Genomic DNA, 14,898 nt, shown 5'->3' with positions numbered 1-14,898 from the left:
GAACTTCCTTACGGGGAAAGGGAGTCAGCGGTACGTGGCTCTGGTGCGGATGCGGGAGACGGCCAGGAGCACCAGCAGGGTGGTGGCCATCAGGACCACCGCGACGGCGGATCCGCCGAAGAGCGAACCGCGGTCGGTGGCCGTGAAGATCCGGACGGGGAGGGGCATCCAGTCCGGCGGGTAGAGCATCATCGTGGCGCTCAGCTCGCCCATGGACAGGGCGAAGCAGAGTCCGGCCGCCGCCGTCAGCGACGGCAGCAGGAGGGGGAGCTTGACCCGCCACAGCACGTACGCGGGACGGGCGCCCAGGGAGGCCGCCGCCTGTTCGTACGCGGGGTCGAGACGAATGATGGCGGCCGAAACCGACTGGTAGGCGAACGCCGTGACAAGAATCGTGTGCGCCAGGATCACGATTGAGCTGGTGCCGTTGAGCAGCAGCGGGGGCTTGCTGAACGCGACCAGGACGGCGAGGCCCACGACCACGGACGGCACGGCGACGGGCAGCATGAACAGCGCGTCCAGGGACCGCTTCCCGCGCCGCTTCAGCCGGGCGGCGGCCAGCGCGGCCCAGGTCCCGACGGTGAGCGCGAGCAGGCTCGCGACGAGGGCGGTCACCAGCGAGGTGGTCAGCGCCTGGAGGGATTCGCCCTGCACGGCGGAGGCGTAGTTCTCGGCCGTCGGACCGGAGGGGAAGGCCCCCGACCAGTGGGTGGAGAACGACGCGGTCACCACGACGAGCAGGGGCAGGGCGAACAGGGGCAGGAAGAGGAGGCCGAACAGGCTCCAGGCGGCCCAGCGTCCGGTCTTGCTATGCACCAGCACGCTTGCTCACCACCCGGTAGAGGCCGAACAGGCCGACGGAAATCGCGATGTTGACGACGGCGACCACGCAGGCGGCCGAGTAGTCGGATTCGAGGATCGCCTTGCCGTAGACCAGCATCGGGAGCGTCGTGACGTCCTTGGCCCCGGTGAACAGCACGATCCCGAACTCGTTGAGGCACATGACCAGGACCAGGCTGCCGCCGGCGGCGAGCGCCGGGAGGGCCTCGGGCAGGATCACCCGCCGGATGATCCGGGCGGGCTTCGCGCCGAGCGAGGAGGCCACCTCCAGCTGGGCGGTGTCCAGCTGGGAGAAGGCGGCGAGCAGCGGGCGCATCACGAAGGGCGTGAAGTACGTGATCTCCGCGAGCAGCACGCCCCACGGGGTGGTGAGGAAGTGGAACGGTCCCTCGGCGGCGCCGCTCACGTCCGTCCAGAGCCCGTTGGCCATGCCGACCGTGCCGTAGATGAAGAGGAGGGCGAGGGTGATGAGGAAGGAGGGGAAGGAGAGGAAGACGTCGATGAACTTCGAGACGGCCTTGGCCCCGGGGAAGGGGACGAAGGCGATGATCAGCGCGAGCACGAAGCCGAGGACGAGGCAGCCGACGGTGGCTCCGGCGGCCAGCCACACCGTGGTCCCGAGCGCCTCGCGGAAGGAGTGCGAGCGAAAGACGGAGGCGTACGCGTCGAAGGCCCCGCCGCCGTTCTCGGGGCTGAAGGACTGCTGGACGACCAGGGCGAGCGGGTAGAGGAAGACCAGCGCGAGCGCGGCCACGGGCGGCAGGGACCACAGCCAGCCGGGCACGGTACGGGTCCCCTGCGGAGCGCGGGAGCCGGACGGGTTGGCGCCGGGCCCGGGGGCGGCGCCGGGCCCGGGGGCGGCGCCGGGCCCGGGGGCGGCGGCGCGCGCCGTGGTGCCGTTGCGCGGGCGGCGGCCGGAGAGCGCGGGCGCTTCAGCCATCCGACACCCCAGCGGCCAGCAGCACCGCGTCCCGCGGCTCGAAGTGCAGGGTGACGTGGTCGCCCAGTGCCGGGGTCTCGCGCAGCTCCGGCAGGTCCGCCTTGATCCGGTGGCCCTCGACCTCCACGTACAGCCGGTGCGTGGAGCCGCGCCACTGGACCTCGGTGATCGTCCCGCTGAGCGCGTTGGGGCCGGCGCCGAGGCCGAGCAGGTGCGGCCGTACGCACAGGGTCGCGTGCGCTCCGGGAACGGCGCGCCCGCGGTCGAGCTCCAGGGCCCGCCCCGCGAAGAGCGCCCCCGACTCGGCGACGGTCACCGGCAGCAGGTTCGCGTTGCCGACGAACGAGGCGGTGAACTCGGTGCGCGGCGCCCGGTACAGCTCCTGCGGGGTGCCGCAGTCCTGGAGCCGCGCCTTGTCCATGACCGCGATCCGGTCGGCGAGCGTCAGCGCTTCCACCTGGTCGTGCGTGACGTAGAGAATCGATACGTCGGGCAGTTCGCGGTGCAGTCTGGCCAGTTCGGCGAGCATCCCGGAGCGCAGCTGGGCATCGAGCGCCGACAGCGGCTCGTCGAGCAGGAGCACCCCGGGCCGGATCGCCAGCGCGCGGGCGATCGCGACGCGCTGCTGCTGCCCGCCGGAGAGCTCGCGCGGGTAGCGCTTGGCGTAGGCCGCCATGCCGGTCATCTCCAGCGCCTCGGCCACGCGCCCGGGTATCTCGGCCTTGGCGGCCTTCTGCGCCTTGAGGCCGAAGGCCACGTTGTCCTCGACCCGCATGTGCGGGAAGAGCGCGTACTGCTGGACGACCATGCCGATGCCGCGCTTGTGCGGCGGGAGCGCGGTGACGTCCCGGCCGCCGATCAGCACCCGGCCCGCGGCCGGCCGTACGAAGCCGGCGACCGCGCGCAGCGCCGTGGTCTTGCCCGAGCCGGAGGGGCCGAGCAGCGCCATGACCTCGCCCGGCTCGACGGTCAGGTCGAGGCGGTCCAGCACGGTGTTGCCGCCGTACTCGACGCTGACCCCCTCGAAGCGGATGCCGCTCACGCCGACTCCAGCAGGGCCGCGGGCAGGTCGGCGATCGACTCCAGGACGCGGGTCGCGCCGTGACCGGTGAGCGCCGCGCGGTCGTGGGCTCCGGTGAGGACGCCCGCCACGGTCCCGGCGCCGGAGCGGCGGCCGCAGAGCATGTCGTACGCGGTGTCGCCCGCGACCACGACGTCCCGTACGTCGTCGACGGCGCCGGTGCGCAGGAACGCGGCCAGCACCATGTCCGGGTAGGGGCGGCCGCGGCCGCCCGCGTCGGCGGGGCAGAGCGTGAGGTCGGCCAGGCCCTGCCAGCCGAGGGCGTCGAGGATGGCGTCCTGGGTGACGCGGGCGAAGCCGGTGGTCAGGACGACGGTGCGGCCGTCGGCGCGGAGCTTCTCGATGGTCTGGCGGGCGCCGGGGATCGGGGCGATGAGCCCGCCGTCGACGAGTTCGCCGTACGCCTCCTCGAAGGCGGAGTTGGCGCGCTGGGCCATCTCCTCCGTGCCGAAGAGGTGGCGGAAGACGGAGATCTTCGACTCGCCCATGGTGTCGCGGACGTACTGGAGCTTGGCCTCGTGGTCGGCGGTGCCCGGCTCGACGCCGATCCGCTCGGCCGCGAGCTCGAAGGCGCGCTCGACGAGGCCGCCGTCGGCGACGGTGGTGCCGGCCATGTCGAGGACGACGAGGTTGCGGCGGTCGGTGCTGCTGTTGCTCATGTTCGTCACCAGCCCAGTTCGTTCGCGGTGGTCTCGGCTATGGCGGGCGAGCAGGTCATCCCGCGGCCGCCGGGTCCGGTCACCAGCCAGACGCCGTCGGCCACCTGCTGGCGGTGGACGACGCGGCTGGTGTCGGTGCACTGCGCGTACACGCCCGCCCAGCGGTGCCGGATCTTCGGCAGCGGGCGGCCCAGGAAGGACTCGACGACCCCGGTGAGGTACTCGTACGGGTCTTCGAGGGTGTCGAACGCGAAGGGGTGCTCGTACTCGTGGGTGTCGCCGATGGTCAGTCCGCCGTCCTGGCGCTGGACCATCAGCAGCTGCATCTTGTGCGCGGCGGCGACCGGCGCCTGTGCCTGCTCGGCGTTGAGGAGGTCGAGGGCCTCACTCTTGTACGCGGGGTAGTAGCGGAAGCTGTCGGCGTCCGCGATGGAGGTGGTGAGCGGCTCGCCGAGCGGGGCGGTCTGCATCATCTGGAGCCGGACGCGGCGCACGGGCAGGTCGGGGACCAGCTCGCGGACCATGCCGGAGAGCCAGGCGCCGGTGGCGAGGACGACGGCGTCGCCCTGGTGGACGTCACCGTGGTCGTCGCGGACGGCGCCGTCGCCGACGACCTCGCGCACCTCCCGTCCGGGCAGGAAGGTGTAGCGGCCGCTCGCCTTGAGGGCCTCGCGCAGGTGGAGCTGGGCGGTGCGCGGCTCGACGGCCGCGTCCCGCTCGCACCACAGGGCGGCCTCGAAGGTGCCGCGCAGGGCGGGGTTGATCTCCCGGGCCTCCGCGGCGGTGACCAGTTTGTAGCCCCGGGCCGCGGCGTCGGGGCGGGCGGCGGCCGCCTCGGCGACCGCGTACTCGCGGGCGTTGCGTACCGGGGTGAGGGAGCCGATCGCACGGAAGCCCAGGCCGGGCACCTCCGCGCCGATCCGCTCCCAGAGCTCGCGGGCCCGCAGGGCGGTCTCCAGCTCCTCGCCCCCGGCCCGCCCACTGACCCAGATCTGGCCGAAATTGCGCAGCGACGCGCCGCGGGCCTCGGCCTCTCGCTCGATCTGGACGACCTCGTGGCCGCGTTCGACTGCTTGCCAGGCGTGCATGGTGCCGACCACGCCGCCTCCGACGACTATGACTCTCACGTGCCCCACGGTGTCCGCGCCCCGTGGACCCGGGGGATCGCGACGGCAACGGGACGGTGAACAGCCCTCGACGCTTGGACTAGACCCGTTATCTTTCTGTGATCTCCATACGTCCTTTTTCGTCGCCTTGCGCCGGTCCGCTCGGGACTATTCGGGCCGCAGGTGGGTCGTGAAGCTGAACCGGTCACCACGGTAGAGAGAACGGACCCGCTCCAGCGGACGCCCGTCCTGGTCCCGCGAGAAGCGGTGGATGAGCAGCATCGGAAGGGCCGGCGGGGTGCCGATCAGCAGGGCTTCCCGGGGGGTGGCGAGGACGGTCTCCAGCTTCTCGTCGGCGTCCCCGAAGGAGATCCCGAGCCGGTCGCGGAGGTATCCGTAGAAGGAGGAGTCCGGCTGGAACTCGCTGTCGAGGCGGGGCGCCCGCGCCACCCGGACGTAGGTGCTCTCCAGGCCGACCCGCTCGTCGTCGGCGAGCAGCACGCGCTCCAGGTGCCAGACGGGCTCGCCGGGCTCGGCGCCGATGCCGGTGGCCAGCTCGGGCGGGCAGGGGAAGCGCTCCAGGCCGATGAGGTTACGGCCGGGGCGGCGGCCCTGGCGGCGTACGCCCTCGGTGTAGCTCGCGAGCGAGAGGGGCTGTTCGAGCTTCGGGCCGGCGACGACGGTGCCGCGGCCGGAGCGGCGCAGCCGGCCCTCCAGGAGCAGCTCGCGCAGGGCCTGCCGCACGGTCTCGCGGGACACCTCGTACCGCTCGGCGAGATCCCGCTCGGTGGGCAGCAGGCCGCCCTCGCCGAGGTCCTCGAGGAGGTCCGCGATGAGGGCCTTGACGGCGTAGTACTTGGGGATGCGGCCGTGCTCCGGGATGCCGGAGCGGACGGGCGAGCCGGGGCGGTGGTGCAGGTTCTGTTCTTCCACCCTGGGACTGTACGCGGGGCGGGTGTACGGAGATCAGCGCGCCGGGGTACCGGGGGTGCGGGGGGTGTCGGCGGCCGGGGCGTCGGTACGGGTGCGCAGGCGCCGGGCGGCCAGCAGGAGGCCGGCGCCGGCGACGAGGGAGGCGGCCCCGCCGATGCCGTACAGCCGGTTGCGGGGGCCGGTGTGCGCGAGGGACCCGGCGTCGCCCCTCTCGCCCTCGGGGCCCTCGATGGAGAACCGGTAGCCGCCGGCCTCGCCGACCCAGTCGCCGTCGTCGGCCTTGCGCTGCACGAGCGCGGCATCGGCGAGGACCTCGCCCGCGGGGGTGCCGGGGGCGAACGCCAGGCCGACCTTGACGGTCAGGGAGCCGCCGGCCCGGACGGTGAAGCCGGAGAAGGCCTCGCCCCCGTCGAAGACGGCGATGATCTCGTCCCGGTCGCTGCGCTCCAGGCTGACGGGGAGGGTTCCGCCCGGGGCCTCGAAGTCCATCCGGAAGTGGGCGGGGAGCAGGGCGCGGGCCTTGTCCGTGAACACCACGACGGGGTGGATGGCGGTGCACTCGGAGTTGGTGGTGTTGGTGAGGTCCAGGAACCAGGTCTGCGGTCCGCCGCCGGTCCGGTACACGGCCGGGCCGCCGCGGATCCGCGCGCCGATGGGGAAGGCGCTGCTCTTCCCGTCGCCGCAGGTGGCCTCGATCCGGGACGGCAGCGCGGGCGCGGGGCGGGCACCGCCGCCGTTGCCGACGTCCGCGCTCGCGTACGGGGCGCAGAGGGCGACGGCGGTCAGGACGGGGACGGCGGAGAGGGCAAGGGCTTTGCGCAGTCGCATGGAAGACCTTCGCTTCGCTGCTCGCCGGACGGGGGGCTGGTGGGGTGGACCGTTCCGATGGTCGGACGAGGCGACAATCACCCCGGCCTCCCGGCACCCTCCCACGCCCCCATACCCCCCTCCTCCCGCCACGCCTGCCGGCTCGCGCCTTACGCCTGATCGGATCAGCCGAGGACGAAGGGCAGCCGCGCGCCCAACGCGCCCAGCTCCGCCCGCTCCGCGGCGGTCGGTGCCCGTCGGCCGGTGCCGACCAGGAGCGCGTCGCGATCGGTGAACGTCGCGGGGAAGGCGGCGCCGGCGATCTGCTCCAGCAGCGCGCGGGACCGGGCCAGGCCTTCCGGGGGCGGCGGGGGCGCGCCGTCCGGGAGGTGCGCGACGAGGTCGAGGTGGTGGAGCGTCCACTCCAGGACGTAGGCGGTGAGGTAGTCCTCCACGGTGAGGACCTTGTCCTGGGTCAGCACCCGCATGCGGGGGTCGGCGAGCTCGGCGGCGCGGCCGGCGGCGGAGCCGACGTCGTCGAGGTGGAACCTGAGCAGCCCCGGGTCCCCGTAGGCGGCGGCCAGCCGCACGATCAGGGCGTCGAGCGGATCCTCGCCGTCGGGCGGCCGGTCGGCGACGTTCCAATAGCTCGCGGCGTCGGCGGTCGGCTCGCCGGCGGCGGGGGTCACCAGGGTGATCAGCACGTCCTGCGCATCGATGACGAGATGACACAGGAGGTCCCGGACGAGCCAGCCCCGGCAGCCGGATTCCCGCCCGAAGTCGGCATCCGCAACCCCGTCGGCGGCCGCCCGCAAGGCCCCCCAAGAACGCGAAAAGAGCTCCATACGAGCAACGTAGCCCCTGCCGGCCGGGCGCCCGGCGGAGCGCTCAGCCCACGCGGCCGAAGAGCGGGGCCAGGGCCAGTTCCGCCGCCCCCTCCGCGACGCCGTCCTCGGACGCGGCGACCTGGGGAACCGGGCCGCCCAGGGTGCGGGCCTCCAGGACGCGGCGGACGCCCGTCGTGAAGACCTCCGGCGCGGAGTCCACCACCCGTCCCCCCAGCCACACCCGGTCCACGTCCAGGAGCGCGACCACGTTCGCGGCGCCCTCGCCCAGGATCCGCGCCGCCTCCGGGAGGTCCCCGCGGGCCACCGCGTCCAGGCACAGCACCTCCGCGCACCCGCGCCCCCCGCACCGGCAGGGCGGACCGTCCAGCATCAGGACCTGGTGCCCGAACTCCCCCGCCGCGGAACGCTCCCCGCGGAAGACCTCACCGCGCAGCCGCAGCCCGGCCCCCAGGCCGGTGCCGAGGTGCAGGTACAGGGAGGTTCCGACGGCCCGGCGACCGGGGACCGCGACCCCCGCGTTGGTGTCCTTGTCCAGCAGGACCGGCGGGGCGTCGGGCCCGAGCCGGTCCGCCACCGCCTGCCGCAGCGGGAACCCCTCCCACTCGGGGTATCCCGTCACCCGGCCCAGTACGCCCTCCCGCCAGTCGAGCGGTCCCGGCGTGGCGATGCCCACGCCCAGCAGGGACCTCGCGCCCGCGTTCCCGCACAGCCGGTCCACGACCCGCGCCACCTCGTCCGCGACGGCGTCCGGTCCGGCCGCGAAGTCCAGGGGGCCGCGGAACCGCTCGACGACCGTGCCGAGCATGTCCACCCGTACCGCCCGCAGTTCGTCGCGGTCGGCGTGCACCCCGACGGCGTGCCGGGCGCCGGCGGCCAGCTGGAGCAGCGTCCGCGGCTTGCCCCCGGTGGACGGGCCGCGGCCGGCATCGGCGACGAGCCCCTCCGCGCGCAGCCGTCCCGTGATCTTGCTGACGGCCTGCGGGGTGAGGCGCGTGAGGGCGGCGAGTTCGGTGCGGCCGAGACCCTCGAGACCCGCCTCGCGGAGCAGGGCGAGTACGAGCGCGTCGTTGTGGCCCCGCAGCGCCGGTAGGTTCGCGCCGCTTCCGTTGCTTCCGCTACGCCAGTCCACCTCCCCATTGTCCACCCTCCTTGCACTTAAGCAACACTGTTGCCAAAGTGGAGGCATGAACGCCTCCCCTTCCGCTGCCCCCACGCGGTCGAACTCCGCCCTCCGCGTCGGCCTCGTCGGCTACGGACTCGCCGGTTCCGTCTTCCACGCGCCGCTCGTCTCGGCCACCGACGGGCTCGTCCTCGACACGGTCGTCACCTCCGACCCCGGCCGCCAGGCCCAGGCGCGCGAGGCGTACCCCGACGTCCGGATCGTCGGCACGGCGCAGGAGCTCTGGGAGCTCACCCCCGCACTCGACCTGGTCGTCATCGCCTCCCCCAACAGGACCCACGTCCCGCTCGCGACCGCCGCGCTGCGGGCCGGCGTCCCGGTCGTCGTGGACAAGCCGCTCGCCGCCACCGCCGCCGAGGCCCGCGAGCTCGCCGCCCTCGCCGACACGACCGGCACCTTCCTGTCCGTGTTCCAGAACCGCCGCTGGGACAACGACTTCCTCACCCTGCGCCGCCTCATCGCCGACGGCGAGCTCGGCGAGATCCAGCGCTTCGAGTCCCGTTTCGAGCGCTGGCGCCCGCAGCTCAAGGGCGGCTGGCGCGAGTCCGGCGCCCCGGAGGAGATCGGCGGCCTGCTGTACGACCTCGGCAGCCACGTCGTCGACCAGGCGCTGGTGCTGTTCGGCCCGGCCGTGCGCGTGTACGCGGAGACCGACGTGCGCCGCCCCGGCGCCGAGGCGGACGACGACACCTTCATCGCGGTCACGCACGCGAACGGGGTCCGCTCCCACTTCTACGTCAGCGCGACCACCGCGCAGCTCGGCCCGCGCCTGCGCGTCCTGGGCTCCCGCGCGGGCTACGTGAAGTACGGGCTCGACCCGCAGGAGGCGGCCCTGCGCGAGGGGCAGCGGCCGGGCGTCGGGGACACCCCGTGGGGCGAGGAGCCCGAGCACCTGTGGGGGCGGGTGGGCTCCGGCGAGTCCCCGCTGACCGGCGGCGGCGCCCCGGTGCGGACCCTTCCGGGGGACTACCCGGCGTACTACGCGGCGGTGGAGGCGGCCCTGCGCGAGGGCGGCCCGGCGCCGGTCACCGCCCACGAGGCGGCGCGGTGCCTGGAGGTGCTGGAGGCGGCTCGGATCTCGTCCCGGGACGGGGTGACCGTGGAGCTGGGGGCTGCCCTGTCCTGAAAATGGACAGTTTGGGGGTCATACGCGATCTATCCTGCACAGGTTGTAGATCATCACATGTGTGAAGAACGGAACCTGTCTGTGAAGCTGCCCCGGATCGCATCGGCCGTCGCCACCGCCGCGATGGCCCCGGCCGTCCTGCTCGCGTCTCCGGCCTTCGCCGCCGACACCCCGGCGCCGGCCGCCCCGACCGTGCCGGACCGGGCCGCGGACGAGCCGGCGGGCACGGCGGCCGGCCGGCCGGCGGCGAACCCGGAGGGCGGGACGGCGGAGAAGGCTCCGGAGAAGGCGGCGGAGAAGAAGGCGGAGCAGCCGGCCGAGGACCCCCTGACCGCGAAGGACCGGGCCGCGGTCCAGGCGATCCTGGCGGACCCGGCGAGCGGGCCGGGCGTGCGCGAGGCGGCCGAGAAGGCGCTGCGGGGATCGGCCGCGGACCTGCGGAAGTTCCTCGACGTGGAGTGGGCCCGGGAGCAGCTCACCGACGACCGCGTACGGGTCTCGCAGCTCATCAGCGCCGGCGGCCGGGCCGTGCAGAAGGCCGGCAAGGCCGCCCTGAAGGCGGACACGCAGGCCGCGCTGACCGAGTTCCTCCGGCACGGACAGCACACCGCCCGCTACGAGGACGACCTGGTCGAGATCGCCCGGATGCTGGGCGGCGCGGGCCGCGGCATCACCGAGGCGGCCAACCGGCTGCTGGACGGCGGGACGCCCGAGGAGGTCCGCGAGTTCGTCGCGAACGGGCAGCACAGGATCCGCGCGGTGGACGACCGGGTGGCGCTGTTCGCGATGCTCGACGGCGCCGGCCCGGGCCTGAAGGAGGGCATCATCGACCTCCTGAAGGGGAACCCGACCCCGGCGCAGCTGCGCACCTTCGTGACGACGACGCAGCACGAGCTGCGCGACGACGACAACATGGTCCTGATCTGGGCGATGCTGAACAAGGCCGGCCCGGAGCTGAAGAAGGCCGCGATCACCGCGATCAACGGCACGCCTGCGGACCGCGCCGAGTTCCTGAAGACCGGGCAGTTCACGGCCCGCGACAAGGACAAGGCCGCGGCCGACGCCCAGACCGGCAAGCCGGACGCGGACAAGGACGGCACCGCCCGGAAGACCGGTGCGACCGGCACCGGGACGGCCAACGGCACCGGCACCGGGACCGGCACCGGCACCGGCACGCAGTCGGTCGGCAGCACCCGGGTGACCGCGGCGGGCGGCTCCGGCGGCGCGCTCGCCGCCACGGGCACCCAGACCGCCCTGATCGCGGGCGGCGGCGCCGCCGCGCTCGGCGCGGGCGCCGGCCTGCTCTTCGCCAACCGCCGCCGCCGCACGTCCAGGAAGGACTGACCTGCGGGAACGTACGCACGCACGCATGCGGAAGGGGCGGAACCGCGGACAGCGGCTCCGCCCCTTGCACGTGGACGCGTACCGGCTACGCGCCCTTGAACTCCTGGCGCTGGCGGCCGAGGCCCTCGATCTCCAGCTCCACGACGTCACCGGCCCGCAGGTACGGCTTCGGCTCCGGCTGGCCCATGGCCACGCCCGCCGGGGTGCCGGTGACGATGACATCACCCGGGTACAGGGTCATGAACTGGCTGAGGTACCGCACGACCTCGCCGACCGGGAAGATCTGGTCGGCGGTGTTGCCGTCCTGCTTGAGCTCGCCGTTGACCCAGAGCTTCACGTCCAGGACCTGCGGGTCCGCGACCTCGTCCGCGGTGAGCAGCCACGGGCCCAGCGGGGTGAAGGTCTCGCAGTTCTTGCCCTTGTCCCAGGTGCCGCCGCGCTCGATCTGGAACTCGCGCTCCGATACGTCGTTGACCAGCGTGTATCCGCCCACGTGGGCCAGGCCCTCGGCGGCGGAGGACAGGTAGCGCGCGGTGCTGCCGATGACGACGCCCAGCTCCGCCTCCCAGTCGGTCTTCACGCTGCCGCGCGGGATCAGCACGGTGTCGTCCGGGCCGACCACGGTGTCCGCGGCCTTGAGGAAGAGGATGGGCTCGGCCGGCGGCTCCGCGCCGATCTCGGCGGCGTGCCCGAAGTAGTTCAGCCCGATGCCCACGATCTTGCCGATCCGGCCGACCGGCGCACCGATCCGCAGGCCCTCCGCGTCCAGGACCGGAAGCTCGCCGGACTCCGCCGCTTCCCGTACCCGGGACAGCACGGAGTCGTCGGCGAGCAGGGCGCCGTCCACATCCGTGATCAGGCCGGACAGGTCGCGCAGGACCCCGTCCTGGTCGAGCAGCGCGGGGCGCTCGGCCCCGGCCGGTCCGACACGCAGCAGCTTCATGGGCATTCTCCCGTGGTCGTGGGTGGTCGGCCCATGGGCGAGCCCGGGGCCTGCCGATGGGTTGCGGCCATCGGAGAATTGGTTGATCCTCCAAGATGCCCGGCCAATCCGCAAGACCCTGTTCACAGACTGGAACGCCGGCGGTGCTGGAGCCAGGCCCGCTCCGCCACCGACCACGCCGTGGTGGTCACCAGGTACAGCCCGGCGGCCAGCGGCACGAGGGCCGCCGTGATCAGCGTCCCGAACGACAGCAGCGGCAGTACGCCGCCCAGCTTGCGCAGCGCCGCCTGCTGCTCGGCGCTCACGTTGGCGACGGGAACCGGAACGGGCGCCTCGGCCGCGGCCCGCCGCCCCCGTGCCGCGCTCCACGCGGCGACCGCCGCGATGGCCGCGAACAGCCCCAGGAACACCAGCCCCTGCGCCCCGAGGAAGCCGCCCGCCCCGAGGGCATCGCTCCAATGCGCCCCGAGCGGCGCGGCGAACAGCCGGTGGTCCAGCAGCTCGCCGGAGGAGGAGAAGGCCCGGTACATGAGGAAGAACACCGGCAGCTGGAGCAGTACCGGCAGCAGGCCGGCGATCGGGGTCGCGCCGCGGAACGCGGCCCGGTTCAGCGGGTGCAGGGCGAGCCGTACGAGCACGGTGAACAGCACGATCGCGGCGGCGGTCGCGGACTCGGCCAGTACGGGCTCCAGGAGCCTGCCCAGCTCTTCAACAAGGCGGGTGAAAACGGACACGCGGGCCCTCCGAGGGGTCTCGTCAACGTCGAAAGAGGTGCTTTTTCGGCGCGACGACCACGAGGGGCACGACGACGAACAGAAGGAGTGAAGGGAAAGGGTGCCCCTACGCGGCCGTCAGGACGAGACGACCGGGCGCCCTGGGGCGCGACCGGCCCGAGGCATCGGGATCGCGCTGCGGCAGGAACGCCGTGCGCTGCTCGCGATCACGTATCGCGGTGCGTATGCGGTGGGGCGGCACGGGTCGCACGAGCCGGGCGGCCAGCGCGGCAGCGCCCACGGCGACGGTGGCGGCGAGGCCGACCAGGACCGCGCCCAACCCGCCCTCCCCGGCGAACAGCCCGAGGAGCCCGAGGACCCCGACGACTCCGGCGAACAGGAGCAGGGACACCAGCAGCCGCCGATGATCAAGCCGAGCCATGCCGAGCCCCCCTCCCGGGATCCGATCCGTACCCACCACAACCAAGAACGCGGTCTAGCTCCGCAGGGTTCCCCAGACCACGAGCCGATATCTGGAGGTGTACTCGGGCGTGCACGTGGTGAGCGTGATGTACGCGCCGGGCTCGGAGTACCCGTACTCCGGCCGGACCGTACTGCGCGGCACGGGCGCGATCACCCCGGTGTCCCGCTCGCCGGTCTCCCCCAGGGTCTTGCCCACCACGTACGTGTACCGCTGTCCCCGCACCTCGACGATCAGCTCGTCCCCGGCGCGCAGCCGGTTGATGTACCGGAACGGCTCGCCGTGGGTGTTGCGGTGCCCGGCGAGCGCGAAGTTCCCCCGGGCCCCGGGCTGCGCGGTCCCGGGGTAGTGCCCGGCGTACCCCTTGTCCAGCACGGCCCGCTTGTCGACGCCCTGCGCGATGGGCACGACGATCCCGAGCCGCGGAATCCGCAGGACCCCGTACGCGGACTCCCGCGGCGGCGCGGGCGTCGACGCCGGCGTCCGCGGCGGTGCCCCGGACGCGGGAACGGAGGGGGCCGCGGAAAGGGGCGCGGAGGGCCCCGGAGCCACAGCGGGACCGGAATCACCGGAATCACCGGGATCAAGAGCGGAAGGACGCGCAGGAAGGGCCCACTCCTTCTCCAGCTCCCGGACCTGCTCCCGGGCGGCGGCGAGGGCCTGCCGGTTGGTCCACCACACCTGGTGCACCACCAGCAACAACACCACCACGCCCACGGTGACGGCCAGTTCGGCGGCCGCCCACAGCGCCCCGGCGAGACCGGCTCGCGGCCCGCGCCGGCCACCCCCTTGCACCACCACACGCATGTGATCCCGCACGGGCCGCACCTTAAGACCTCCCCCGTCAACAGACCAGGGCAGTACGGTGTGAACCATGCGCCCTGACACGCCTGCCGAGCACATCGCCGAAGCCGAGCGCCTCATCCGCACGGCGACCCGTTACCCCGAGGACCAGGAGCCCCTGCTCCTCCAGGCCGCGGCCCACCTCGAACTGGGTGACGCCCGGGACCGCGCCAGCGCGCTGTACGACCAGCTCCTCGCCTCCTCACCCGCCGATCCGCACCTGATCAAGGCGCTCCAGGCGGCGAACCTGTGGGAGTACGGCCACGAGCCCGAGGCCCGCGCCCTCATCCAGGGCATCCGCGCGGCGGCGCCCGCGGACCCGGCCCCCTGGGAGGTCATCGCGGAAACCCTTGAGGCGCACGACGAGTTGACCGCCTCCGAGGAGTGCTTCACCGAGGCCGCCGGCCTCCTCATCACGGAGAACGCCCCGCTCACCCAGGCCACCACGGCCCTCCTGACGGGCCGGCACCGGGTCCGCCGCCTCCTCGGACTCCCGCACGACGAATGGGACATGGTCGCCGACACCCGCCACATCGGCCCGATCCCGCTGGACGAGCTCCACGACCCCAAGCGCATCTGGGCCCTCGGCTCCGACGACCCGGCCGAACTGCGCGCCGAGATCGCCCGCCTCCGCGCCGAGCTGGGCGACCGCCGCGCCGCCCTCTCCCGCCCGTTCCCGGTGGCGATCCTGCACTGGCCGGCCCGCGAACTGGCCGAACTCCTCACCTCGTACCCGACCCTGGCGGCGGAATACCCCTCGCACGAGGCGCACCTCACGCACATCGAGTCGTCCCTGCGCGCCCTGGCGGCCTCGGGCACGACCAACCTCGGCATCGTGACGGCGAGCGTCCCCTCGTACGAGGCCTTCGCGGCATCGGAGAAGACCTCCCCGGCCTCCCCCTCGCTCCTCCCGGAGTACGCGACGACCCTGGCCGCCCGAGGCAAGGCCACCCCCTGGCCCCCCACCCCCAACACCCCCTGCTGGTGCACCTCGGGCAAGCCCTACGCGGAGTGCCACGGCGACCCGCAGACTCCCTGACCACCGCCCCGCGCA

16 protein-coding genes are annotated in these 14,898 nt (G+C 73.6%); 3 read left to right on the top strand and 13 right to left on the bottom strand.

The window, feature by feature from the left end:
* Window positions 1–24: 24 nt before the first annotated feature.
* The 9 genes from ACFYZS_RS13185 to ACFYZS_RS13145 form a co-directional block, all read right to left on the bottom strand.
* Complete coding sequence (locus ACFYZS_RS13185) at window positions 25–822, bottom strand: ABC transporter permease (RefSeq protein WP_389010595.1); 798 nt, start codon at window positions 820–822, stop codon at window positions 25–27.
* The gene (locus ACFYZS_RS13180) at window positions 809–1,780 is read right to left on the bottom strand and encodes a 2-aminoethylphosphonate ABC transporter permease subunit (RefSeq protein ID WP_389010592.1); all 972 of its coding nucleotides are present in this window, start codon (window positions 1,778–1,780) and stop codon (window positions 809–811) included. The genes ACFYZS_RS13185 and ACFYZS_RS13180 overlap by 14 nt, the downstream gene beginning before the upstream one ends.
* Window positions 1,773–2,822, bottom strand: a complete 1,050-nt coding sequence (locus ACFYZS_RS13175; RefSeq protein ID WP_389010589.1) for an ABC transporter ATP-binding protein — start codon at window positions 2,820–2,822, stop codon at window positions 1,773–1,775. The genes ACFYZS_RS13180 and ACFYZS_RS13175 overlap by 8 nt, the downstream gene beginning before the upstream one ends.
* On the bottom strand, window positions 2,819–3,520 hold the full coding sequence (locus tag ACFYZS_RS13170) for a phosphonatase-like hydrolase (RefSeq protein WP_389010586.1): 702 nt from the start codon (window positions 3,518–3,520) through the stop codon (window positions 2,819–2,821). The genes ACFYZS_RS13175 and ACFYZS_RS13170 overlap by 4 nt, the downstream gene beginning before the upstream one ends.
* A 5-nt stretch (window positions 3,521–3,525) precedes the next feature.
* Complete coding sequence (locus ACFYZS_RS13165; RefSeq protein ID WP_389010583.1) at window positions 3,526–4,647, bottom strand: TIGR03364 family FAD-dependent oxidoreductase; 1,122 nt, start codon at window positions 4,645–4,647, stop codon at window positions 3,526–3,528.
* Window positions 4,648–4,794: 147 nt separating this feature from the next.
* Complete coding sequence (locus tag ACFYZS_RS13160; RefSeq protein ID WP_389010580.1) at window positions 4,795–5,559, bottom strand: GntR family transcriptional regulator; 765 nt, start codon at window positions 5,557–5,559, stop codon at window positions 4,795–4,797.
* Window positions 5,560–5,592: 33 nt separating this feature from the next.
* Window positions 5,593–6,387 carry a hypothetical protein gene (locus tag ACFYZS_RS13155; protein ID WP_389010577.1) on the bottom strand — a complete coding sequence of 265 codons (795 nt, stop codon included), beginning with the start codon at window positions 6,385–6,387 and terminating at the stop codon, window positions 5,593–5,595.
* Between the two features lie 164 nt (window positions 6,388–6,551).
* Window positions 6,552–7,211, bottom strand: coding sequence for a maleylpyruvate isomerase N-terminal domain-containing protein (locus ACFYZS_RS13150; RefSeq protein ID WP_389010574.1), 660 nt, complete (start codon window positions 7,209–7,211; stop codon window positions 6,552–6,554).
* Between the two features lie 43 nt (window positions 7,212–7,254).
* Window positions 7,255–8,400 carry an ROK family protein gene (locus tag ACFYZS_RS13145; RefSeq protein WP_389010572.1) on the bottom strand — a complete coding sequence of 382 codons (1,146 nt, stop codon included), beginning with the start codon at window positions 8,398–8,400 and terminating at the stop codon, window positions 7,255–7,257.
* On the opposite strand from ACFYZS_RS13145, the gene ACFYZS_RS13140 reads away from it, so the two are divergent.
* Both ACFYZS_RS13140 and ACFYZS_RS13135 read left to right on the top strand, forming a co-directional pair.
* The gene (locus ACFYZS_RS13140) at window positions 8,399–9,520 is read left to right on the top strand and encodes a Gfo/Idh/MocA family oxidoreductase (RefSeq protein WP_389010569.1); all 1,122 of its coding nucleotides are present in this window, start codon (window positions 8,399–8,401) and stop codon (window positions 9,518–9,520) included. The genes ACFYZS_RS13145 and ACFYZS_RS13140 overlap by 2 nt on opposite strands.
* 81 nt (window positions 9,521–9,601) lie before the next feature.
* Window positions 9,602–10,864, top strand: a complete 1,263-nt coding sequence (locus tag ACFYZS_RS13135) for a hypothetical protein (protein WP_389010567.1) — start codon at window positions 9,602–9,604, stop codon at window positions 10,862–10,864.
* 85 nt (window positions 10,865–10,949) lie between these two features.
* On the opposite strand, the gene ACFYZS_RS13130 is transcribed toward ACFYZS_RS13135, so the two are convergent.
* The 4 genes from ACFYZS_RS13130 to ACFYZS_RS13115 form a co-directional block, all read right to left on the bottom strand.
* Window positions 10,950–11,807, bottom strand: a complete 858-nt coding sequence (locus ACFYZS_RS13130) for a fumarylacetoacetate hydrolase family protein (protein ID WP_389010565.1) — start codon at window positions 11,805–11,807, stop codon at window positions 10,950–10,952.
* 122 nt (window positions 11,808–11,929) lie between these two features.
* Window positions 11,930–12,541, bottom strand: coding sequence for a YidC/Oxa1 family membrane protein insertase (locus ACFYZS_RS13125; RefSeq protein WP_389010563.1), 612 nt, complete (start codon window positions 12,539–12,541; stop codon window positions 11,930–11,932).
* A 106-nt stretch (window positions 12,542–12,647) separates the two neighbouring features.
* The gene (locus ACFYZS_RS13120; RefSeq protein ID WP_389010561.1) at window positions 12,648–12,962 is read right to left on the bottom strand and encodes a DUF6412 domain-containing protein; all 315 of its coding nucleotides are present in this window, start codon (window positions 12,960–12,962) and stop codon (window positions 12,648–12,650) included.
* Window positions 12,963–13,016: 54 nt separating this feature from the next.
* Window positions 13,017–13,820: a class E sortase gene (locus ACFYZS_RS13115; protein WP_389010559.1), complete on the bottom strand. Its 804-nt coding sequence runs from the start codon at window positions 13,818–13,820 to the stop codon at window positions 13,017–13,019.
* A gap of 55 nt (window positions 13,821–13,875) precedes the next feature.
* Between ACFYZS_RS13115 and ACFYZS_RS13110 the strand changes: the two genes are divergently transcribed.
* Window positions 13,876–14,883 (top strand): SEC-C domain-containing protein, encoded by a 1,008-nt coding sequence (locus ACFYZS_RS13110; protein ID WP_389010556.1) that lies wholly within the window; start codon window positions 13,876–13,878, stop codon window positions 14,881–14,883.
* The last annotated feature ends 15 nt before the right edge of the window (window positions 14,884–14,898 follow it).

Origin of the sequence: Streptomyces sp. NPDC001903 (genome assembly GCF_042891345.1) — a bacterium.
In the GTDB taxonomy this organism is placed as follows: Bacteria; Actinomycetota; Actinomycetes; order Streptomycetales; family Streptomycetaceae; genus Streptomyces.
The sequence above is the reverse complement of the archived record's forward strand: the minus strand, read 5'-3'. Positions and strand labels throughout refer to the sequence as shown.